Source organism: Pseudomonas sp. S09G 359, from assembly GCF_002843605.1.
Taxonomy (GTDB): domain Bacteria; phylum Pseudomonadota; class Gammaproteobacteria; order Pseudomonadales; family Pseudomonadaceae; genus Aquipseudomonas.
In genome coordinates, this window is sequence record NZ_CP025263.1 from 2,908,357 (window position 1) to 2,929,773 (window position 21,417).

Here is a 21,417-nt window from a genome sequence, read left to right on the forward strand (position 1 = left end):
CCCCTTGCGCACAACCTCGCCAGCCTCGGTGTTTATACCGTGCGGTTTTTCGCCTCGATCCACTGGGACATGTATTGAGTACTTTTATGCGCATGGTGGCGCAGCATGCTGCCGGTGAAGTTATCCCGACGATGCGCGGCGAGGCGGCTGCGGCAATGGTCCAGGCAGGCTACCAGCGCCGGTCCGTGGACGCTTTGGTCATAACGACGGGCCAGCAACTGGCGGCCATCTTCCTGAGCCTGGGTCCAGCGTTCGCGGTCCTGGTACAACGCCACGGCCGCCGTTGCCAGGGCCGGGGCGCTCTGTTCGATGACACCCGGCCAGGGCTGCGCATCGCCCATGGCCTCGGCGCCGATCGGCGTGGTGATATTCGGCGTGCCACACAGCATCGCGTCGGCCAGTTTGCCCTTGATGCCCGCGCCAAACCGCAGGGGCGCCAGGCAGATACGTGCGGCGGTCATCACCTGCAGGGCATCCTCGGCCCAGTTCATCACATGAAAACCCTGCGCCGGGTTATGCAAGGCCGTGGCCTTGGGCGGGGTGTAGGCCCCATAGATATGCAGTTGGGCGCCCGGCAGTTGCTGGCGAATCAGCGGCCAGACGCTGTTCTTCATCCACAGCACCGCATCCCAGTTGGGTGCGTGGCGGAAGTTGCCGATGCTGAGGAAGTGCGCGCGGTCTTCAAACGGCGCGAAGGCCTCGGCCGGCGGCGCCATCATCAGCGGGCACCAGTGCAGCAGCGCGGTGGGCACCTTGAACTGTTCAGTCAGCAGGCGGATTTCCACGTCGGAGATCATCAGGCTGATATCACAGCGATAAATCGCCGCGATTTCGCGCTTGGCCAGGTCGGTGTCGGCCATCCGCTGGAATTCTTCTTCCAGCGCCGGGGCGAACAGCGCGGTGAAATCCTCGCTGTCAGCCTTGAGGTGGTCCTTGAGGCGCTGGTGGCGCGCGTCACGCAGGCTTTGCAGGTCGGAGGTTTCCAGCACTCGCAAGGCGTCGGGGCAGCATTTTTCCACGCGCCAGCCGAATTGCTCTTCCATCATGAAACGGTCGAACAGCACGATATCCGGGGCCAGTTCGCGGATAAAGTCATCAAAACTGCTGTTATTCAACTCGATGGCGCATTCGGCGATGCCCAGGGTGAGCAAGTCGGCCTTGTGCTCGCCGAGTGCGGCAGGGCTGCTGAACGTAATGTCCCAACCTTGCGTAAGAAAGCTCTCGAGAATCTGCATCATATGCCCGCCCGCGGCCGAGGAACGCGGCTCCGGCCAGACGTAACCAATGACCAGGACTTTGGTGGCGGGCTGATTCATCAACAACGGTTTCCTTCAAGGGCAGGCGCAAAGCGCGCAATTAAACCACAACCCGGCGACATGACAATTTGTGTCTGGCGGTAGGTAGCCACGGCACTTTGTGGTTAACTTCGGCCTCTCGAATTCGTTTAACCAAAACCCAGCATAAGGATTCCGTTCATGGCTCAAGTCACCCTTCGTGGTAACCCTGTCCAGGTTGAAGGCGAATTGCCGAAAACCGGTTCCACCGCCCCAGAATTCAGCCTGGTCGCCGTCGACCTGTCTGAAGCAACCCTGGAAACGTTCGCCGGCAAGCGCAAGGTACTGAACATCTTCCCAAGCGTCGACACCCCGACCTGCGCCACCTCGGTGCGTAAATTCAACGCCCAGGCCAACGATGTCAGCAACACCGTGGTGCTGTGCATCTCCTCCGACCTGCCGTTTGCCCAGAAGCGTTTCTGCGGTACCGAAGGCCTGGACAACGTGCTGAGCCTGTCGGACTTCCGCAACGCCGACTTCGCTGTCGACTACGGTGTTTCCCTGGCTGACGGCCCGCTGCAAGGCCTGACCGCCCGCGCCGTGGTGGTACTGGACGAAAACAACAACGTGCTGCACAGCGAGCTGGTGGCGGAAATTGGCCAGGAGCCAAACTACGAAGCAGCCCTGGCTGTTTTGAAGTAACTGTTTCTGCGCGTTACTGTCGTTTTGCAGTAACACGCTTGCTACATGATTGCGGCCTGGCCTAGTCCAGGCCGTTTTCATTTGCGCTTCAGGTGCTTAGCGAAATAGCCGATACACTAAACGCCAACAGTTAAAAGTTGTAAGCCCAAGGTAAATAGCCGGTAAAGGCGCTTTTCTTAATGCGCTCCAGTGCTTATCTTTCAGCCTCCCAAAGAAGAAGCTCTCGCGCCCAATGGTTGATCAATCCATGCAATCCTCCCCCCGTAAGTCCCGCCGCTGGCTGTTCGGCCTGCTTGTGCTGCTGGTTATCGCCGGCCTGTGCTGGAAATTCTGGCCCGGCAGCCACAAAGAGGGTGCCGCGCAGACGCCAGCCGGGCATGCCGGCAAGTCGGGGATGATGCGCCCGGGCTTCGGCGGTTCCACCGGCCCGGTGCCGGTGCGCGTGGCGCCGGCAGTGTTGGGGGACTTTCCGGTGTACTACAAGGCCTTGGGCACGGTGACGGCGCTCAACACCATCAATGTGCGCAGCCGGGTGGGCGGTGAGCTGGTGAAAATCGCCTTTGAAGAGGGGCAAATGGTCAAGGCCGGCGACCTGCTGGCGGAAATCGACCCGCGCAGCTACCAGAACGCCTTGCTCCAGGCCCAGGGCACGCTGATGCAAAACCAGGCGCAACTGAAAAACGCCCAGGTCGATGTACAGCGTTACCGTGGCCTGTACGCCCAGGACAGTATCGCCAAGCAGACCCTGGACACCGCCGAAGCGCTGGTGCTGCAATACCAGGGCACGGTCAAGACCAATCAGGGCGCGGTGGATGACGCCAAGCTCAACCTCGAATTCACCAAGATCCGCGCGCCGATCAGCGGCCGGGTTGGTCTGCGTCAGGTCGACGTGGGCAACCTGGTAGCAGCCAATGACACTACGTTTTTGGCCGTAATCACTCAGACCCAGCCGATCAGCGTGGCCTTCACCCTGCCGGAAAATACCCTGGACACTGTGCTCAGCCGTTATCACGCCGGCAACAAACTGCCCGTGGAAGCCTGGGACCGTGGCGACGTGAAGCAGCAAGCCGCGGGCGTGCTGCAAAGCCTGGACAACCAGATCGACGTGACCACCGGCACCCTGAAATTCAAGGCGCGCTTCGATAACAAGGATCAGGCGCTGTTCCCCAACCAGTTCGTCAATGTGCACCTGCTGGCCGATACCCTGCATAACGTGGTGCTGGCGCCGTCGGCGGCGATCCAGTTCGGCAACACCGGCACCTTTGTCTATGTGCTCGACGGCGACAAGAAGGTCAAGGTCCAACCCCTGGTGGTGGGCGACACCGATGGCGACAACACCGTCATCAAAGAGGGCCTCAAGGCTGGCGACCGCGTAGTGCTGGAAGGCACCGACCGCCTCAAGGACGGCAGCGAGATCGAAGTGGTCAACGACAGCACCGAAGTGCCGACCACCCCGACCGAACACCTGCAGGGCAAGCCGGCGGCTAAAGGGGAGACCGGCACCACCGCCGGCAAGGCGCAAAAGGTCGGTTCATGAACCTGTCGCGGCTGTTTATCCTCCGCCCGGTCGCTACCACGCTGAGCATGCTGGCCATCGTATTGGCCGGCATCATTGCGTATCGCTTGCTACCGGTATCGGCCTTGCCGCAGGTGGATTACCCGACGATCCGGGTGATGACGCTGTACCCCGGCGCCAGCCCCGATGTGATGACCAGCGCGGTCACTGCGCCGCTGGAGCGCCAGTTCGGGCAAATGCCCGGCTTGACCCAGATGGCCTCCACCAGCTCCGGCGGTGCGTCGGTGCTGACCCTGCGTTTCAACCTCGACATCAATATGGATGTCGCCGAGCAACAGGTGCAGGCCGCGATCAATGCCGCCACCAACCTGCTGCCCAAGGATTTGCCGGCACCGCCGGTGTACAACAAGGTCAACCCGGCGGACACCCCGGTGCTGACCCTGGCGATCACCTCCAAGACCATGCTGCTGCCCAAGTTGAATGACCTGGTCGACACGCGCATGGCGCAAAAAATTGCGCAGATCAGCGGCGTCGGCATGGTCAGCATCGCCGGCGGCCAGCGCCAGGCCGTGCGCATCAAGGTCAACCCCGAGGCCCTGGCCGCCAATGGCTTGAACCTCTCGGACGTGCGCACCCTGATCGCTGCGTCCAACGTCAACCAGCCCAAGGGCAACTTCGACGGCCCAACTCGCGTGTCGATGCTCGACGCCAACGACCAGTTGGTCTCGCCCCAGCAATACGCCGAACTGATCCTGGCCTATAACAATGGCGCGCCGTTGCGCCTTAAAGATGTGGCGCAGATCGTCGACGGCGCCGAAAACGAACGCCTTGCCGCCTGGGCCAATGAAAACCAGGCCGTGCTGCTGAATATCCAGCGCCAGCCGGGCGCCAACGTGATTGAAGTGGTCGACCGCATCAAGGCGCTGCTGCCGAGCATCACCGATAACCTGCCGGCCGGCCTTGACGTCACGGTGCTGACCGACCGCACCCAGACCATTCGCGCCTCGGTAAAAGACGTACAGTACGAATTGCTGATCGCCATCGCCCTGGTGGTGATGGTCACCTTCCTGTTCCTGCGCCGGGTCAGTGCGACCCTTATTCCGTCGATCGCTGTGCCGCTGTCGCTGGTGGGCACCTTCGGCGTGATGTACCTGGCCGGCTTCTCGATCAATAACCTGACCCTGATGGCCCTGACCATCGCCACCGGTTTCGTGGTGGACGATGCCATCGTGATGCTGGAAAACATCTCGCGTTACATCGAGGAAGGCGAGACGCCGCTGGCGGCGGCGCTCAAGGGCGCCAAGCAGATCGGCTTCACCCTGATTTCCCTGACCCTGTCGCTGATTGCCGTATTGATCCCGCTGCTATTTATGGCCGACGTAGTGGGGCGGCTGTTCCGCGAATTCGCCATTACCCTGGCGGTGGCGATCCTGATTTCCCTGGTGGTGTCCCTGACCCTCACGCCGATGATGTGCGCGCGCTTGCTCAAGCGTGAGCCCAAGGACGAGGAGCAAAGCCGCTTCTACAAGGCCAGCGGTGCGTGGATCGATTGGTTGATCGCGCGGTATGGCAGCATGTTGCAATGGGTACTCCGGCACCAACCGCTGACCCTGCTGGTGGCCATCGCCACCCTGGGCCTCACGGTGCTGCTGTACCTGGCGGTGCCCAAGGGCTTTTTCCCGGTGCAGGACACCGGGGTGATCCAGGGTATTTCCGAAGCGCCGCAGTCGATCTCCTTCGCGGCCATGAGCCAGCGCCAACAGGAGTTGGCCAAGATCATCCTCGCCGACCCGGCGGTGGAAAGCCTGTCGTCCTACATTGGGGTGGACGGCGATAACGCCACCCTCAACAGCGGCCGCTTGCTGATCAACCTCAAGCCCCACGGTCAGCGCGATCTGAGCGCGGCCCAGGTGATCACCCGCCTGCAACCGAATATCGACAAGCTGGTGGGTATCCGCCTGTTCATGCAGCCGGTGCAGGACTTGACCATCGAGGACCGGGTCAGCCGCACCCAGTACCAATTCAGCATGTCTTCGCCGGATGCCGACCTGCTGGCGCTGTGGAGCGACAAGCTGGTGCACACCCTGAGCCAGATGCCGGAACTCACCGATGTCGCCAGCGACCTGCAGGACAAAGGCCTGCAGGTGTACCTGGTGATCGACCGTGACGCGGCCTCGCGCCTGGGTGTAAGTGTGTCGACCATCACCGACGCGCTCTACGACGCCTTCGGCCAGCGGCAGATTTCTACCATCTATACCCAGGCCAGCCAGTACCGCGTGGTCTTGCAGGCCCAGTCCGGGGAAACCCTGGGCCCGGCGGCGCTGAACCAGATCCATGTAAAAACCACCGATGGCGGCCAAGTGCGCCTGTCCAGCCTGGCTCATGTGGAGCAGCGCCAGGCCCAGTTGGCGATTGCGCATATTGGCCAGTTCCCGGCGGTGATGATGTCGTTCAACCTGGCCCCGGGCGTGGCGCTGGGCAAAGGCGTGGAGCTGATCAACCAGGCGCAGAAAGACATCGGCATGCCGGTGGGCGTACAGACTCAGTTCCAGGGCGCGGCCCAGGCCTTCGAGGCGTCGCTGTCGAGTACCTTGCTGCTGATCCTGGCGGCGGTGGTCACCATGTACATCGTGCTGGGCGTGCTCTACGAGAGCTATATCCACCCGATCACCATTCTCTCGACCTTGCCGTCGGCAGCAGTGGGGGCGTTGCTGGCCTTGCTGCTCAGTGGCAATGACCTGGGGATGATCGCGATCATCGGCATTATCTTGCTGATCGGTATCGTCAAGAAGAACGCGATCATGATGATCGACTTCGCCCTCGACGCCGAGCGCAACCAGGGCCTCGACCCGCAGACCGCCATCTACCAGGCGGCGCTGTTGCGCTTCCGGCCGATCCTGATGACCACCCTGGCCGCGCTGTTCGGTGCGGTACCGTTGATGCTGGCCACCGGTTCCGGCGCGGAATTGCGCCAGCCCCTGGGCCTGGTGATGGTCGGTGGGTTGCTGGTGAGCCAGGTATTGACCCTGTTCACCACGCCGGTGATCTACCTGTACTTCGACCGCCTTGGTCGTCGCTGGCGCAAAGAGCCACAAAGCCTGGAGCCGGTTGAGTCATGAACCTGTCCGGACCGTTCATTCGCCGGCCGGTAGCCACCATGCTGCTGAGCCTGGCGATCATGCTGTTGGGAGGTGTCAGCTTCAACCTGCTGCCGGTATCGCCATTGCCGCAGATCGACTTCCCGGTGATCGTGGTGTCGGCCAGCTTGCCCGGCGCCAGCCCCGAGGTGATGGCGTCCACGGTGGCGACGCCGCTGGAACGTTCGTTCGGCGCGATTTCCGGCATCACCACCATGAGCAGCTCGTCGAGCCAGGGTTCTACGCGGGTCATCCTGGCGTTCGATTCCGGCCGCGATATCAACGGCGCGGCGCGGGAAGTGCAAGCGGCCATCAATGCCTCGCGCAACCTGCTGCCCAGTGGCATGCGCAGCATGCCCACCTACAAGAAGATCAACCCGTCCCAGGCGCCGATCATGGTGCTGTCACTGACCTCGGACGTGTTGCAAAAGGGCCAATTGTACGACCTGGCCTCGACCATCCTTTCGCAAAGCCTGTCCCAGGTGCCGGGCGTGGGCGAAGTGCAGATCGGCGGCAGCTCCCTGCCGGCCGTGCGCATCGAGCTGGAACCCAAGGCCCTCGACCAGTACGGCGTGGCCCTGGACGATGTGCGCAACACCATCGCCAATGCCAACCAGCGCCGGCCCAAGGGTTCCCTGGAAGACAGCGAGCGCAACTGGCAGATCCAGGCCAACGACCAGCTGGAAAAGGCCAAGGACTACGAACCGCTGCTGATTCGCTACCAGAACGGCGCGGCCCTGCGCCTGGGCGATGTGGCGAAGATCAGCGACGGCGTGGAAGACCGCTACAACAGTGGCTTCTTCAACAATGATTCGGCAGTGTTGCTGGTGATCAACCGCCAGTCGGGCGCCAACATCATCGAGACCGTCAAGCAGATCAAGGCGCAGTTGCCGGCGTTGCAGGCGGTGCTGCCGTCGAGCGTCAAACTCAGCCTGGCCATGGACCGCTCGCCGGTGATCACCGCCACCCTGCACGAAGCCGAGATGACCCTGTTGATCGCGGTGGGGCTGGTGATCCTGGTGGTCTACCTGTTCCTAGGCAACTTCCGCGCTTCGTTGATTCCGACCCTGGCGGTGCCGGTATCGCTGGTGGGCACCTTTGCGGTGATGTACCTGTACGGTTTTTCGCTGAACAACTTCTCATTGATGGCGCTGATCCTGGCCACCGGCCTGGTGGTGGACGATGCCATCGTGGTGCTGGAGAACATCTCCCGGCATATCGACGAAGGCGTGCCACCGATGAAGGCGGCGTACCTGGGGGCCGAGGAGGTCGGCTTTACCTTGCTGTCGATGAACGTGTCGCTGGTGGCGGTGTTCCTCTCCATCCTGTTTATGGGCGGGATCGTCACCAACCTGTTCCGTGAGTTTTCCATCACCTTGTCGGCGGCGATCATTGTGTCGCTGATCGTGTCGCTGACGTTGACTCCAATGCTGTGCGCGCGTTGGCTCAAGCCCCATGTCAAAGGGCAAATGACCGGCTTGCAGCGCTGGAGCCAGAAGATCAACGACCGCATGGTGGCCGGTTATGCCACCAGCCTGGATTGGGTGCTGCGCCATCGCCGCCTGACGCTGCTAAGCCTGTTGCTGACCATCGGTGTCAACGTGGCGTTGTATGTGGTGGTGCCGAAAACATTTATGCCGCAGCAGGACACTGGTCAATTGATCGGCTTCGTGCGCGGGGATGACGGGCTGTCCTTCAGTGTGATGCAGCCGAAGATGGAAACCTTCCGCAAGGCCGTGCTCAAGGACCCGGCGGTGCTCAGTGTGGCCGGCTTTATCGGCGGCAACAATGGCACCAACAACGCGGTGATGCTGGTGCGCCTCAAGCCTATCAGCGAGCGCAAGATTTCGGCGCAAGCGGTGATCGAGCGTCTGCGCAAGGATGTGCCGTTGGTGCCGGGCGGGCGCCTGTTCCTGATGGCCGACCAGGACCTGCAATTCGGCGGCAGCCGTGACCAGACCAGCGCACAGTATTCCTACATCCTGCAAAGTGGCGACCTGGCTGCGTTGCGCCTGTGGTACCCGAAAGTGGTGAGCGCCTTGCGTGAGTTGCCGGAACTCACCGCCATTGACGCCCGCGAAGGCCGCGGTGCCGCCCAGGTCACGCTGATTGTCGACCGCGACCAGGCCAAACGCCTGGGCATCGACATGGACATGGTCACGGCGGTGTTGAACAACGCCTACAGCCAGCGGCAGATTTCGACGATCTACGACAGCCTCAACCAGTACCAGGTGGTGATGGAGGTCAACCCCAAATACGCCCAGGACCCGATCACCCTCAACCAGATGCAGGTGATCACCTCTACCGGCGCGCGGGTGCCGCTGTCGACCATCGCCCATTACGAAAATAGCCTGGCGGATGACCGCGTCAGCCATGAAGGCCAGTTCGCTTCGGAAAACATCGCCTTTGACATGGCCCCTGGCGTGACGGTGGAGCAGGGCACGGCCGCTATCGAGCGGGCAATTGCCAAGGTCGGGCTGCCCGAAGACGTGATCGCCAAGATGGCCGGGACCGCCGATGCCTTCGCGGCGACGCAGAAGGGCCAGCCGTTCATGATCCTTGGCGCGCTGGTGGCGGTGTATCTGGTGTTGGGCATTCTGTATGAAAGCTACATTCACCCGCTGACGATCCTTTCGACGCTGCCCTCGGCGGGTGTCGGCGCCATGCTCGCCATCTACCTCACGGGCGGTGAATTCAGCCTGATCTCCTTGCTGGGCCTGTTCCTGTTGATCGGCGTGGTGAAGAAAAACGCGATCTTGATGATTGACCTGGCCTTGCAACTGGAACGCAACGACGGTTTGGGCCCCTTGGAATCGATTCGCAGTGCCTGCCTGTTGCGTTTGCGGCCGATCTTGATGACCACGTTGGCGGCCATCCTCGGTGCCTTGCCCTTGCTGCTCGGTACGGGCGATGGCGCGGAAATGCGTCACCCCCTGGGCCTGACCATCATTGGCGGCCTGGTGTTCAGCCAGGTCCTGACCCTTTACACCACCCCGGTGGTCTACCTCTATCTCGACCGCGCGCGCCATCGCTTCAATGCCTGGCGCGGCGTGCGTACCGATGCTGCCCTGGACACTGCGCTATGACCGATTCAACCTTAACCAAATTGGCCATGAGCATGCCCCGTGGTTCCCGTGTTGTAAGCCTGGTGCTCTGCGGCGTGCTGCTCAGCGCCTGCGCCGTCGGCCCCGACTACAAGCGCCCGGAAGTCACTGAGCCGGCGCAATTCAAGGAGGCCCAGGGCTGGCGCCAGGCCACGCCGAGCGATTCGCTGGCCCGCGGCGCCTGGTGGGAGTTGTACGGCGACCGTCAGCTCAATGACCTGGTGGTGCGCCTGAACACGTCCAACCAGACCGTGGCCCAGGCCGAGGCGCGCTTTCGCCAGGCCCAGGCGCTGGTGCGCAGCTCGCGCGGGGCGTTTTACCCCACGGTGGACCTGAGCGCCGGTAAAACCCGCGCCAGCCAGGGTACCGGCAGCAGTAGCGCCAGCCTTAGCAGTTCCAGCAGCGGTATCCGCGACACCCTTAACGCGCAATTGGGCGTGAGCTGGGAAGCGGATATCTGGGGCAAGCTGCGCCGCGGCCTGGAGGCCAACGAGGCGAGCGCCGAAGCCAGCTCGGCCGACCTGGCCGCGATGCGTTTAAGCCAACAGTCGGAACTGGTGCAAAGCTACCTGCAACTGCGGGTGATGGATGAACAGACGCGCTTGCTGCAAGCCACCCTGGAAACCTATCAGCGCTCCCTGCAAATGACCGAGAACCAGTACCGCGCCGGTGTCTCCGGCAAGGACGCGGTCGCCCAGGCGCAGACCCAGCTGAAGACCACCCAGGCGAGCCTGATCGACCTGATCTGGCAGCGTGCCCAACTGGAAAATGCGATTGCCGTGTTGATCGGCGAGGCGCCGGCCAACTTCAACCTGGCGGTGAGCAAGGACATTCCGGCCCTGCCGCAGATTCCCGTGAGCCTGCCGTCGCAATTGTTGGAGCGCCGCCCGGATATCGCCTCGGCCGAGCGCTCGGTGATCGCCGCCAACGCGAATATTGGGGTGGCCAAGGCCGCTTACTACCCGGACCTGAGCCTGAGCCTGGCCGGTGGCTATTCCAGCAGTACCTATGCCGACTGGATCAGCTTGCCGAACCGGTTCTGGTCGGTGGGGCCGAAACTGGCGATGACGCTGTTTGACGGCGGCCAGCGTTCGGCAGAGGTTGATCGCAGCGTGGCTTCCTACGATGAAACGGTGGCGAAGTATCGGCAGACGGTGCTGGATGGGTTCCGTGAAGTGGAAAACTACATGGTTCAGCTCAAGGTGCTGGAAGACGAGGCGGTGGTCAGTAACGAGGCCCTGGATGCGGCGCGGGAATCACTGCGCTTGACCCAGAACCAGTATAAGGCCGGGTTGATCGCTTATCTGGATGTGGTCACGGTGCAGGCGACAGCGTTGAGCAATGAGCGGACGGTGTTGACCTTGTTGCAGACGCGGCTGGTGGCGAGTGTGCAACTGATCGCCGCGCTGGGCGGCGGGTGGGATGGGCAAACGCCTGTCGCCGAAAAAGACTGAACTCACCCGGATTTTCAAGCCCAGTGTGGGAGCGGGCTTGCCCCCGATAGCAGTCTTTCAGCCAGGCGTTCATTGGCTGATACACCGCTATCGGGCGCAAGCCCCTCCCAGATTGTTATCCCTCGAAAGCCAAGCAATTGACGTCAAATTGCCAATAATGGCCGTCTGATAATTAATCAACTACCCAATTATTATTCTCGCTACAATCGCCCGCTTTGCCACTTTGCACGGGCGTTCCAGACCCGTTGTGCACGAGAAGCCCCATGCTCATCGGTAGTTATTCCCCCTCTCTGCTCGCGATTTCCCTGTGCGTCGCGATCCTCGCGTCCTACACCGCGCTGGACCTCTCTGGCCGTATCTCGACCGCCAAGGGCCGTGCCGTCTATTTATGGATCGCCGGCGGGGCCATCGCCATGGGCATCGGTGTGTGGTCGATGCACTTCATCGGCATGCTCGCGCTGCGCTTGCCATTTGCCCTTGGTTTTGATGTCGGCATTACCGCGCTCTCATTGCTGATTGCGGTGTTGTCCAGCGGCTTTGCATTGTGGCTGGTCAGCCAGCCGCGTTTGCCTGCCTGGCAGTTGGCCTTTGGCGCCTTGGTCATGGGGGCCGGCATCGCCAGCATGCATTACACCGGCATGGCCGCGATGCGCATGACGCCGGGCATCGACTACGATCCGACCTTGTTTGGCGCCTCGTTGCTGATTGCCGTAGTCGCCTCCGGCGCCGCGTTATGGATTGCGTTCAACCTGCGCCGCAGCACACCCTATGTGCGCCTGGTGCGCGGCGGCGCGGCGGTAGTGATGGGCTTTGCCATCGTCGGCATGCACTACACCGGCATGGCCGCGGCACAGTTTGCTGATGAAAGTTTTTGTGGCGCGGCCTTGTCGGGGCTCAGCGGCAAAGGCCTGGATAACCTGGTGTTGGTCACCACCCTGGCCGTGCTGGCCATCGCGCTGTTGACCTCGCTGCTCGACGCGCGCCTGGAAGCGCGCACCGCCGTGCTCGCCGACTCCCTGACCCTGGCCAACCAGGAGCTGACCCACCTGGCCTTGCATGACATGCTCACTGGCCTGCCCAATCGCACGTTGCTCGCTGACCGTATCCAGCAGGCCATGCAGGCGGTGACGGAGCAGGGCGGTTGTTTCGCCTTGATGTTTATCGACCTGGACGGCTTCAAACCGGTCAATGATGCCTTTGGCCACCATATGGGTGACCAATTGTTGCGTGAGGTCGGCCTGCGCCTGCGGGAAGACCTGCGTGGGCACGACACCCTGGCCCGCATTGGTGGGGATGAGTTTGTATTGCTGGTGCAATTGAACCAGCCGGATGACGCCCTCGGCCTCGCCGAGCGCCAGGTGGTGCTGATTAATCGGGCGTTCCAGGTGGCCGAGCATGAGCTGAAAATCTCCGCCAGTGTCGGCATTGCCATGTACCCGGGCAACGGCGGCAACCCCCAGGAATTGCTGATGAACGCCGATGCCGCGATGTACCACGCCAAGGGCATGGGCAAGAACGGTTACAGCTTCTTTGATGTGTCGATGAATACCAACGCGCGCAAGCAATTGCAGTTGCTGCAAGACCTGCGCAACGCCGTTGAGCAACAACAGTTCCGTCTTTACTACCAGCCCAAGTTCGACGCGCTCAGCGGTATCCCGGTGGGTGCCGAAGCCTTGCTGCGCTGGGAACATCCGCAACAGGGCCTGCTGCTGCCGGCGACGTTTATTGAACTGGCGGAAAAAACCGGTTTGATCATTCCCATCGGCGAATGGGTGCTCAACGAAGCCTGCCGCCAGATGCGCGTGTGGTATGCCCAAGGCTACGAAGACTGGCGCATTGCGGTCAACCTGTCGGCATTGCAGTTCTGCCACGCCGGGCTGGTCAAAAGCGTGGCCTCGGCGCTGGAGCGGCACCAGTTGCCGGCCAATAGCCTGACCCTGGAAATCACCGAAACCACCGCCATGAGTGACGCTGATGCAAGCATGACCGTGTTGCAGCAGTTGTCGGACATGGGCGTCGACCTGTCCATCGACGACTTCGGCACCGGCTATTCCAGCCTGATGTACCTCAAGCGCCTGCCCGCCAACGAATTGAAGATCGACCGTGGGTTTGTACGCGACCTCGAGCACGACAGCGATGACGCGGCGATTGTGTCGGCCATAGTCGCCCTGGGCCAGGCCTTGGGGCTGCGGATTGTCGCCGAAGGTGTGGAAACCGATGTGCAGCAAAGTTTCCTGACGCGGCTGGGCTGTAACTCCCTGCAAGGTTTCCTGCTCGGCCATCCGCTGCCGGCCGAGGGTTTCATGGCCGATATCCAGCGTGCCGAAGAGGCGTTGGCGCCTGACAAAAGCCGTGCGTGACGGTTAGTATTGGATCCAAGCCTTATCACCCGATTGGATCAGGAGACCGCACGCATGGACAAAGTTGTGATCATCACCGGGGGCAGCCGCGGAATTGGCGCCGAGACCGCATTGCTGGCCGCGCGCGAAGGCTATCGCATCTGCATCAACTACCAGTCCGATGAGCAAGCGGCGCATGCCGTACTCGAACAGGTGCGCGCCTTGGGTGCCCAGGCGATTGCCGTGCGAGCGGATGTCAGCAGCGAAGATGAAGTGATTGCCCTGTTCAGTCGCGTGGACGCGGAGCTTGGGCGTGTCACGGCGCTGGTGAACAACGCAGGGACCGTGGGGCATAAATCGCGGGTCGATGAAATGTCTGAATTTCGTATCCTGAAAATCCTCAAGACCAACGTGTTGGGCCCGATCCTGTGTGCCAAGCACGCGGTGTTGCGCATGTCGCCCAAGCATGGCGGGCAGGGTGGCAGCATCGTCAATGTGTCTTCGGTGGCCGCGCGCCTGGGGTCGCCGGGTGAATACGTCGACTACGCCGCCTCCAAGGGCGCAGTCGACACCTTTACGTTGGGCTTGTCGAAAGAAGTCGCGGGCGAGGGTATTCGCGTCAACGCGGTGCGCCCAGGTTACATCTTCACCGACTTCCATGCCCTGAGCGGCGACCCCGACCGGGTCAGCAAACTTGAATCCGGCATCCCGATGGCCCGTGGCGGCCGCCCGGATGAGGTGGCCGAGGCGATTATCTGGCTGTTGTCGGACAAGGCTTCCTACGCCACGGGCACCTTTGTCGATTTGGGCGGCGGGCGCTGAGGCGCCTTGACTTAACGCCTAAAGACGGCGTAGCACCTCGTAGCCGTTCTGAGCAAACCGCGAAAGCAGCCGGGCTTCCGAGTTGTCGAGGCTGCTGTGGCCGGTATCGCGGAAACCATCGATTCGCCCATTGTGGCTGTCGCTGCCATTCAAGCTACGCTCGTCGACGTTGTCGATGAACCGTAGCACCTTGTCCAGGTCGTAGGCTGCATTGGCCCTGGCCTCCGGGTCGGGGTTGGCATCGGTCCAGTCACCGACTTGGCGCTTCAGGTTGTCACCCACTTCGTAATGATCGCGGCTTTGCAGGAACCGCGTGGCCACAGGGCTCTGTTCGATAATTCTGTCTGCCGAACGATGGTCGCCGGCAGGGCGGCCTATGGGGCCCGTCATTTCCAGCACCTGGCTGCGTTCTTCCGCAGGCATGTAGTTGGGGGGCACTGGCAGCGGCTGGAGCCCTACGGGTAAGGACATAGACATGGGAAACCTCAACATGGAACATGGAAAGACGCTTTTTTGATGTGCGAAAAGCGCACCCTCCTATGTGGTCCCCACGGCGATTCGGTTCCCACTCAGAACGAGCGCACGATCCTTCCCAACGTTTCCATGGCCTTTTCCGACGCCTCGGTCCACGGGCTGCCGTAGTTCAGGCGGATGCAGTTCCTGAAACGCTGCGTGGCTGAGAAAATCGGCCCCGGTGCGATGCTGATACCTTGCGCCAGGGCCATCTGGAACAGCTTCAACGAGTCGGTCTGCTCCGGTAATTCCAGCCACAGGAAATACCCGCCCGCCGGCTGGCTCACCCGCGTCTGCGCCGGGAAGTAACGCGCGATCGCGGCCAGCATGGCGCTTTGCTGTTCCTCCAGCGCATAGCGTAATTTGCGCAGGTGGCGGTCGTAGCCGCCGTGCTGCAGGTAGTCGGCAATCGCCGCCTGGGCCGGCATCGAGGGGCATAGCGAAGTCATCAGCTTCAGGCGTTCAACCTTCTGCGCATAACGCCCGGCCGCCACCCAGCCCACGCGATAGCCGGGTGCCAGGCTTTTGGCGAAGGAACCGCAGTGCATCACCAGGCCTTCGGTGTCGAAGGCCTTGGCCGGTTTCGGCGCGTGCTGGCCGTAGTACAGCTCGGCGTACACGTCGTCTTCGATCAAGGGCACTTGATGGCTGCGCAGCAGCTCCACCAATGCCTGCTTCTTCTCCTCCGGCAGGGTGGCACCCATGGGGTTCTGGAAGCTGGTCATGGTCCAGCAAGCCTTGATCGGGTAGCGCTCCAGGGTTTGCGCGAGGGCGTTGAGATCGATGCCATCGCGCGGGTGTACCGGAATTTCCACGGCCTTGAGCTTCAGGCGCTCCAGCACTTGCAGGCAGGCGTAGAACGCCGGGGCTTCGATGGCCACCAGGTCACCGGGTTCGGTGACGGCCTGCAGGCACAGGTTCAGCGCCTCCAGGGCGCCATTGGTGATCAGCAGTTCTTCCATGGGCAGCATCAGGCCGCCAACCATGTAGCGCAGGGCAATCTGCCTGCGCAGTTGTGGGTTGCCTGGCGACATATCGGTGACCACCAGGCGCGGGTCCATTACGCGGCTGGCGCTGGCCAGGGAGCGCGCCAGGCGTGGCAGCGGAAATAGCATCGGGCTGGGGAAGGCCGAGCCGAACGGTACGGTATTCGGGTCTTTGATCGAGTCGAGCACCGAGAACACCAGCTCGCTCACGTCGACTTCGGTGGACTCATGCACATGCTCGCTCACCACCGGCTCGGAAAACGGGCTCGGCGCGTGCGTGTTGACGAAGTAACCGGAGCGCGGCCGTGCGCGAATCAGCCCGCGTCGCTCCAACAGGTAGTACGCCTGGAACACCGTGGATGGGCTGACCCCGTAAGTCTGGCTGGCATAGCGCACGGACGGTACGCGCTGGCCGGGGCCGAGCACGCCGGAGCGGATCAGTTCTGCGATGTCGTCGGCGAATTTTTCGTAGCGTTTCATGGTGGCCTTAAGCAATTTTTTGAAAATGAACACCGAGTAAAAAGGTGGGAGCGGGCTTGCTCGCGAAAGCGGTATATCAGATATACATGTGTTACCTGACAGGCCGCTGTCGCGAGCAAGCCCGCTCCCACCTCTGGAGTGCCCTAGCGTCGGATTCAGCGGTTCAGCGGTGCCACAAAGCGGCTATCCGCAGCGCTGTAGACCCACGGCTCATCGACATCCGTGACCTTGAAACGCAGGGTCTGCGAGCTGCTTGTCGGTTTATCGGCCAGCAATGCCACGGACACCGGCACATCGCTGATCTCCCCGGGTGCCAGGCTGATCGCAGTCTTGCCCTGCAGCTGGAAGCCTTCGGCGTCCACCAGTTCCAGGCGGTAATCCTGGTGCTGCTGGGTTTTATTGATGACCTTGAGGCTGTAGATGTTCTCGATCTGGCCCTGGGCGTTCTCGCGGAACATGCCACGGTCCTTGGTCACATCCAGCGACACCATCGGCCGCTGCACCAATGCCACGACCAGCGCGGCGATCATCACCAGCAGCACCGCACTGTAGCCGATCAGGCGCGGCCGCAGCAGGTGGGTTTTGCCGCCTTGCAGTTGATGCTCGCTGGTATAGCTCACCAGGCCACGGGCATAGCCCATTTTGTCCATGATCGAATCGCAGGCGTCGATACACGCCGCGCAGCCGATGCATTCCATTTGCAGGCCATCGCGGATGTCGATACCCGTGGGGCACACCTGCACGCACAGTTGGCAGTCGATGCAATCACCCAGGCCGACCTCGGCGGGCTTGGCCTCGCGCTTGCGCGGGCCACGGTGTTCGCCTCGTGTCGTGTCGTAGGAGATGGTCAGGGTGTCTTTGTCGAACATCACACTTTGAAAGCGCGCGTACGGGCACATGTGCATGCACACCGCTTCCCGTAGCCAGCCGGCATTGATATAGGTGGCGCCGGTGAAAAACACCACCCAGAACAGGCTCACCCCGCCCATTTGCCAGGTCAGCAGTTCGCTGGCCAGCGGGCGGATGGGGGTGAAGTAGCCCACAAAGGTCAGCCCCGTGAGCACGCTGATGCCCAGCCACAAGGTGTGCTTGGCCGAACGCCGCGCCAGTTTGTTCAGGCTCCAGGGCGCCGCTTGCAGTTTGATACGTGCGTTGCGTTCGCCTTCGGTGACTTTTTCACACCACATGAACAGCCAGGTGAACGAACTTTGCGGGCAGGTATAGCCGCACCATACCCGGCCTGCAAACACGGTGATGGCGAATAGGCCAAAGGCGCAAATGATCAGCAGCGCCGACAGCAGGATGAAATCCTGGGGCCAGAAGGTGGCGCCAAAGATGTGGAATTTACTTTCAGCCAGGTCCCACAGCACGGCTTGGCGTCCGCCCCAATCCAGCCACACAGTGCCGAAAAAGGCCAGGAACAGAAAGGCTGCACCGCCCACGCGCAAGGTGCGGAACAGGCCGGTAAAACTGCGGGTATGAATCAGGTTGTCACTGGATTTGGCCTTCACCGTCTTTGGGTGAATGGGGACAAAGGTTTCCACGGTTGGGATTCTTTCGCTCATGGTCGTTCACTCATCAGCCTCCATCAGGCGGATGAACTATGCGTCTCAGGCTGTTTGCATAACAGACTCAGGTATGGCGATAAAGAACGGATCAGATGGGATGTAGCCGAGGTCCTGCGACAATCTGCTGCACCCCGTGGCGTATGGGGTGCAGGCTTATCTTGGATAGGCTGACACAGATCAATTAGATCAGCGAACCAGGTTCTTCGGCCTTTACATGTTGGCGCCCATCGTGGGCCCCGGCGACTGTCAGGGCGTCGGCCTCGGCTTCGGTGATATAGATGCGCTCTGCTGCCAGCTCCACGTAGGACATGGATTTGTCGATGTCGGTCACGATATTGACCCGGGTCGCCGGCACGCTCTGTTCCTGGCCATTGTCATCGAGCATGAAATAGCACAGCTGGTTTTCGATACGTATGGGCATGCCGTTCTCCTTGTTCATGGGCTATGAACGTTAGGCGGCACCGATGTGCAGGGGTTCCAGGCAACTGACTGGCGGTCGCCGCTGTCCATCCTTTACCAATAATGACAAAGGACGCGATCCATGGACGCCTGGTGGCATGAAGTGTGGCAAACCCTGCAGGCCGAATTTGCGGATATCGGCGACGCAAAGCAGCTTACGCAGATCACCGTGCGCCTGCTGATCGCGGCGATCCTGGGCGGCATCCTGGGGTTTGAACGCGAGAGCAAAGGCAAGGCCGCCGGAGTCCGCACGCATATGCTGGTGGCCTTGGGGGCTGCACTGTTCGTGATGGTGCCGCAGATGTCCGGTAACCAGGCGGATGCCATGAGTCGGGTGGTGCAGGGCGTGATTGCCGGGATCGGCTTCCTGGGTGCCGGTACCATCATCAAGGGCAAGGATGATGAAGAGGGCCATGTCAAAGGCCTGACCACCGCAGCCGGCTTGTGGATGACCGCTGCGATTGGGGTCTCGGCCGGGCTGGGCCGGGAATCGACAGCGGTACTGAGTACGTTGCTGGCCTTGGCGGTGTTCAGCGTGATGCCGAAGATCGTCAAGCGCTTTGAGAAGGACTGACGATCACCGGTGGCATGGTCGTCGGCGGTTCTTCAACCGGCGGCGGCTCGTTCTCTGGCGGTTCCTTTTCCGGAATTGGAGTGGGCTCGGTGGGCGGCAGGGTGGGGTTGTCGATATTCGGGTCAGGCGTTTCAGCCGGGATCGGGATATTCATCGGTGTGGCCTCCTTTGTGCTTTGCTCTATCGGTGGACACTTGCCAGGGCGAATAGATTCCCCGCCCGATGGCGGCACATCCACCTGAACTTTTCTTGCCGGGGCAGGCTCGGACCTTATACGGCCCTGCTCAGGGAGAGCGTCGCCGTCTCAGAATTCGGATCAAGCAAAGAGCGTCCACAGGGCGTAAGGGGAAGATGCTCGATGACTGCTGAAACACTGGCTCCAGAAGAATCTCTCTTACCGCTGTCCCAGGCATTGTTGCTGCCCAGGATCGCAATCGAAAGTACCGCACCCGTGATCGACGGCGGCGAATTTGCCGTCAAGGCCGTGGTTGGCCAGCGGGTCAAGGTCACCAGCAAAGTCTTTGCCGACGGCCACGATAAGCTTGCCGTGCTGATTCGTTGGCGCGCGCTGCACGAAGAAAGCTGGCACAGCGTGGTCATGGCCGACGTCGGCAACAACGGCTGGGAAGGCGCGTTTACCGTCACCAGCCAAGGCCCGCATGAATACTGCATTGAGGCCTGGATCGATACCTTCGCCAGCTTCTGCTACGAATTGCGTAAAAAGCACGAGGCCGGTGTTCCAGTCAGCCTGGAACTGCAAGAAGGCCGCAGCCTGGTGCTGCAGGCCGCCGAGCGCAGTGACAATGAGCTGCGCGACCGTCTGATGCTGTTGCACCACGAGCTTTCCGGTCTGCTGGAAACCGAGCAGGTCGCACAGTTTCTGCACGAAGACAGTGCACACCTGATGACCCAGGCCGACCATCGCGCCTATTTGAGCATCAGCACCGTGTACCCCATCGATGTGGAGCGTGAGGCTGCGCAGTTTGCCAGCTGGTACGAGCTGTTTCCCCGCTCGATCACCGACGATCCCGCGCGGCACGGCACCTTCAACGATGTGCACTCACGCCTGTCGATGATCCACGACATGGGCTTCGACGTGCTGTACTTCCCGCCGATCCACCCGATTGGCCGCAGCCACCGCAAAGGCAAGAACAACTCGCTGACCGCCGGCCCCGATGACCCTGGCAGCCCCTACGCCATCGGCAGCGAGGAGGGCGGCCACGAGGCGATCCACTCGCAATTGGGCAGCCGCGAAGACTTCCGTCGCCTGGTCGCCGCCGCCGCCGACCACGGCCTGGAAATCGCGCTGGACTTTGCCATCCAGTGTTCCCAGGACCACCCGTGGCTCAAGCAGCACCCGGGTTGGTTCAACTGGCGCCCGGACGGCACGATCAAATACGCGGAAAACCCGCCGAAAAAATACCAGGACATCGTCAACGTCGACTTCTACGCCGCCGACGCGATCCCGAGCCTGTGGACCGAGCTGCGCGACATCGTGGTGGGCTGGGTGGAAGAGGGCGTGAAGACCTTTCGCGTCGACAACCCCCACACCAAGCCACTGCCGTTTTGGCAATGGCTGATCAGCGATGTGCGCTCGAAATACCCCGAGGTCATCTTCCTCGCCGAGGCGTTCACTACGCCGGCGATGATGGCGCGCCTGGGTAAGGTCGGCTATTCGCAGAGCTACACCTACTTCACCTGGCGCAACACCAAGGCTGAGTTGAGTGAGTACTTCGCGCAGTTGAACCAGTCGCCGTGGCGCGAATGCTACCGGCCGAATTTCTTCGTCAATACGCCGGATATCAACCCGGCGTTCCTGCACGAATCCGGCCGCCCGGGCTTTTTGATCCGCGCCGCGCTGGCCACCATGGGCTCTGGCCTATGGGGCATGTATTCGGGCTTCGAACTGTGCGAGGCCGCACCGGTGCCGGGCAAGGAGGAGTACCTGGATTCGGAGAAGTACGAGATCCGTCCTCGGGACTTCACCGCACCCGGCAACATCATCGCCGAGATCGCCCAGCTCAACCGCATCCGCCGGCAGAACCCGGCCTTGCAGACGCACCTGGGCCTCACGCTCTACAACGCCTGGAACGACAACATCCTGTATTTCGGCAAGCGCAGCGAGGATGGCAGCAACTTTATCCTGGTGGCGATCAACCTTGACCCGTTCAACGCCCAGGAGGCCAATTTCGAACTGCCGCTGTGGGAGTTGGGTCTGCCCGACGATGCCCAAACCCAGGGTGAAGACCTGATGAATGGCCATCGCTGGACCTGGTACGGCAAGACCCAGTGGACCCGCCTGGACCCGCAGATGCCCTTTGGTATCTGGCGCATCAGCGTTTCCTGAGCCTGGCACAGATCAAAAATGTGGGAGCGGGCTTGCTCGCGAATGCGGTAGATCAGTCGCACGTGCATTCACTGACACACCGCATTCGCGAGCAAGCCCGCTCCCACATTGACCGCATCCAGCCACAAAAAATTTCAGAATT

The 21,417-nt window shown here is 61.6% G+C and carries 15 protein-coding genes; 9 read left to right on the forward strand and 6 right to left on the reverse strand.

Translation table 11 applies throughout. From position 1 onward, the window contains the following. Positions 1-32: 32 nt before the first annotated feature. Positions 33-1,316: a glycosyltransferase gene (locus CXQ82_RS13050; protein WP_101269523.1), complete on the reverse strand. Its 1,284-nt coding sequence runs from the start codon at positions 1,314-1,316 to the stop codon at positions 33-35. 159 nt (positions 1,317-1,475) lie between these two features. On the opposite strand from CXQ82_RS13050, the gene tpx reads away from it, so the two are divergent. The 7 genes from tpx (at position 1,476) to CXQ82_RS13085 (ending at position 14,348) form a co-directional block, all read left to right on the forward strand. After that, entirely contained in the window at positions 1,476-1,976 is a 501-nt protein-coding gene (tpx, locus tag CXQ82_RS13055) for a thiol peroxidase (protein WP_101269525.1), read from the forward strand. A gap of 232 nt (positions 1,977-2,208) precedes the next feature. After that, a complete protein-coding gene (locus tag CXQ82_RS13060; protein WP_101269527.1) occupies positions 2,209-3,513 on the forward strand; it encodes an MdtA/MuxA family multidrug efflux RND transporter periplasmic adaptor subunit in 1,305 nt (434 codons plus the stop codon). Next, on the forward strand, positions 3,510-6,611 hold the full coding sequence (locus tag CXQ82_RS13065) for an MdtB/MuxB family multidrug efflux RND transporter permease subunit (RefSeq protein ID WP_101269529.1): 3,102 nt from the start codon (positions 3,510-3,512) through the stop codon (positions 6,609-6,611). The genes CXQ82_RS13060 and CXQ82_RS13065 overlap by 4 nt, the downstream gene beginning before the upstream one ends. Next, complete coding sequence (locus CXQ82_RS13070; RefSeq protein ID WP_101269532.1) at positions 6,608-9,715, forward strand: efflux RND transporter permease subunit; 3,108 nt, start codon at positions 6,608-6,610, stop codon at positions 9,713-9,715. Before CXQ82_RS13065 ends, CXQ82_RS13070 begins: the two co-directional genes overlap by 4 nt. After that, positions 9,712-11,187: an efflux transporter outer membrane subunit gene (locus CXQ82_RS13075; protein WP_101269534.1), complete on the forward strand. Its 1,476-nt coding sequence runs from the start codon at positions 9,712-9,714 to the stop codon at positions 11,185-11,187. Before CXQ82_RS13070 ends, CXQ82_RS13075 begins: the two co-directional genes overlap by 4 nt. 263 nt (positions 11,188-11,450) lie before the next feature. Next, positions 11,451-13,547 carry a bifunctional diguanylate cyclase/phosphodiesterase gene (locus tag CXQ82_RS13080; RefSeq protein WP_101269536.1) on the forward strand — a complete coding sequence of 699 codons (2,097 nt, stop codon included), beginning with the start codon at positions 11,451-11,453 and terminating at the stop codon, positions 13,545-13,547. A gap of 54 nt (positions 13,548-13,601) precedes the next feature. After that, positions 13,602-14,348: an SDR family oxidoreductase gene (locus CXQ82_RS13085; RefSeq protein WP_101269539.1), complete on the forward strand. Its 747-nt coding sequence runs from the start codon at positions 13,602-13,604 to the stop codon at positions 14,346-14,348. A gap of 18 nt (positions 14,349-14,366) precedes the next feature. Here the strand turns inward: CXQ82_RS13085 and CXQ82_RS13090 are convergent, their stop codons facing one another. The 4 genes from CXQ82_RS13090 to CXQ82_RS13105 form a co-directional block, all read right to left on the reverse strand. After that, entirely contained in the window at positions 14,367-14,825 is a 459-nt protein-coding gene (locus tag CXQ82_RS13090; protein ID WP_256581916.1) for a hypothetical protein, read from the reverse strand. Between the two features lie 92 nt (positions 14,826-14,917). Beyond that, positions 14,918-16,327 carry a GntR family transcriptional regulator MpaR gene (mapR, locus tag CXQ82_RS13095; RefSeq protein WP_101273778.1) on the reverse strand — a complete coding sequence of 470 codons (1,410 nt, stop codon included), beginning with the start codon at positions 16,325-16,327 and terminating at the stop codon, positions 14,918-14,920. 155 nt (positions 16,328-16,482) lie between these two features. After that, positions 16,483-17,892, reverse strand: coding sequence for a cytochrome c oxidase accessory protein CcoG (ccoG, locus tag CXQ82_RS13100; RefSeq protein WP_101269541.1), 1,410 nt, complete (start codon positions 17,890-17,892; stop codon positions 16,483-16,485). 184 nt (positions 17,893-18,076) lie between these two features. Continuing rightward, positions 18,077-18,316 carry a DUF3203 family protein gene (locus CXQ82_RS13105; protein WP_065906641.1) on the reverse strand — a complete coding sequence of 80 codons (240 nt, stop codon included), beginning with the start codon at positions 18,314-18,316 and terminating at the stop codon, positions 18,077-18,079. 120 nt (positions 18,317-18,436) lie between these two features. Here CXQ82_RS13105 and CXQ82_RS13110 point away from each other — a divergent pair, with 120 nt between their 5' ends. Next, on the forward strand, positions 18,437-18,928 hold the full coding sequence (locus CXQ82_RS13110; protein ID WP_012723945.1) for an MgtC/SapB family protein: 492 nt from the start codon (positions 18,437-18,439) through the stop codon (positions 18,926-18,928). Here CXQ82_RS13110 and CXQ82_RS31430 read toward each other — a convergent pair. Further along, complete coding sequence (locus tag CXQ82_RS31430; protein WP_177409904.1) at positions 18,906-19,082, reverse strand: hypothetical protein; 177 nt, start codon at positions 19,080-19,082, stop codon at positions 18,906-18,908. The two genes, CXQ82_RS13110 and CXQ82_RS31430, sit on opposite strands and share 23 nt — an antisense overlap. 204 nt (positions 19,083-19,286) lie before the next feature. On the opposite strand from CXQ82_RS31430, the gene CXQ82_RS13115 reads away from it, so the two are divergent. Then, positions 19,287-21,275, forward strand: a complete 1,989-nt coding sequence (locus tag CXQ82_RS13115) for an alpha-1,4-glucan--maltose-1-phosphate maltosyltransferase (protein WP_101269543.1) — start codon at positions 19,287-19,289, stop codon at positions 21,273-21,275. Positions 21,276-21,417 lie beyond the last annotated feature (142 nt).

Excerpts from the sequence above, each read along its gene's own strand:
- CXQ82_RS13050 (WP_101269523.1), bottom strand. The coding sequence starts at position 1,316 with ATGAATCAGCCCGCCACCAAAGTCCTGGTCATTGGTTACGTCTGGCCG.
- tpx (WP_101269525.1), top strand. The coding sequence starts at position 1,476 with ATGGCTCAAGTCACCCTTCGTGGTAACCCTGTCCAGGTTGAAGGCGAA.
- CXQ82_RS13060 (WP_101269527.1), top strand. The coding sequence starts at position 2,209 with ATGGTTGATCAATCCATGCAATCCTCCCCCCGTAAGTCCCGCCGCTGG.
- CXQ82_RS13065 (WP_101269529.1), top strand. The coding sequence starts at position 3,510 with ATGAACCTGTCGCGGCTGTTTATCCTCCGCCCGGTCGCTACCACGCTG.
- CXQ82_RS13070 (WP_101269532.1), top strand. The coding sequence starts at position 6,608 with ATGAACCTGTCCGGACCGTTCATTCGCCGGCCGGTAGCCACCATGCTG.
- CXQ82_RS13075 (WP_101269534.1), top strand. The coding sequence starts at position 9,712 with ATGACCGATTCAACCTTAACCAAATTGGCCATGAGCATGCCCCGTGGT.
- CXQ82_RS13080 (WP_101269536.1), top strand. The coding sequence starts at position 11,451 with ATGCTCATCGGTAGTTATTCCCCCTCTCTGCTCGCGATTTCCCTGTGC.
- CXQ82_RS13085 (WP_101269539.1), top strand. The coding sequence starts at position 13,602 with ATGGACAAAGTTGTGATCATCACCGGGGGCAGCCGCGGAATTGGCGCC.
- CXQ82_RS13090 (WP_256581916.1), bottom strand. The coding sequence starts at position 14,825 with ATGTCTATGTCCTTACCCGTAGGGCTCCAGCCGCTGCCAGTGCCCCCC.
- mapR (WP_101273778.1), bottom strand. The coding sequence starts at position 16,327 with ATGAAACGCTACGAAAAATTCGCCGACGACATCGCAGAACTGATCCGC.
- ccoG (WP_101269541.1), bottom strand. The coding sequence starts at position 17,892 with ATGAGCGAAAGAATCCCAACCGTGGAAACCTTTGTCCCCATTCACCCA.
- CXQ82_RS13105 (WP_065906641.1), bottom strand. The coding sequence starts at position 18,316 with ATGCCCATACGTATCGAAAACCAGCTGTGCTATTTCATGCTCGATGAC.
- CXQ82_RS13110 (WP_012723945.1), top strand. The coding sequence starts at position 18,437 with ATGGACGCCTGGTGGCATGAAGTGTGGCAAACCCTGCAGGCCGAATTT.
- CXQ82_RS31430 (WP_177409904.1), bottom strand. The coding sequence starts at position 19,082 with ATGAATATCCCGATCCCGGCTGAAACGCCTGACCCGAATATCGACAAC.
- CXQ82_RS13115 (WP_101269543.1), top strand. The coding sequence starts at position 19,287 with ATGACTGCTGAAACACTGGCTCCAGAAGAATCTCTCTTACCGCTGTCC.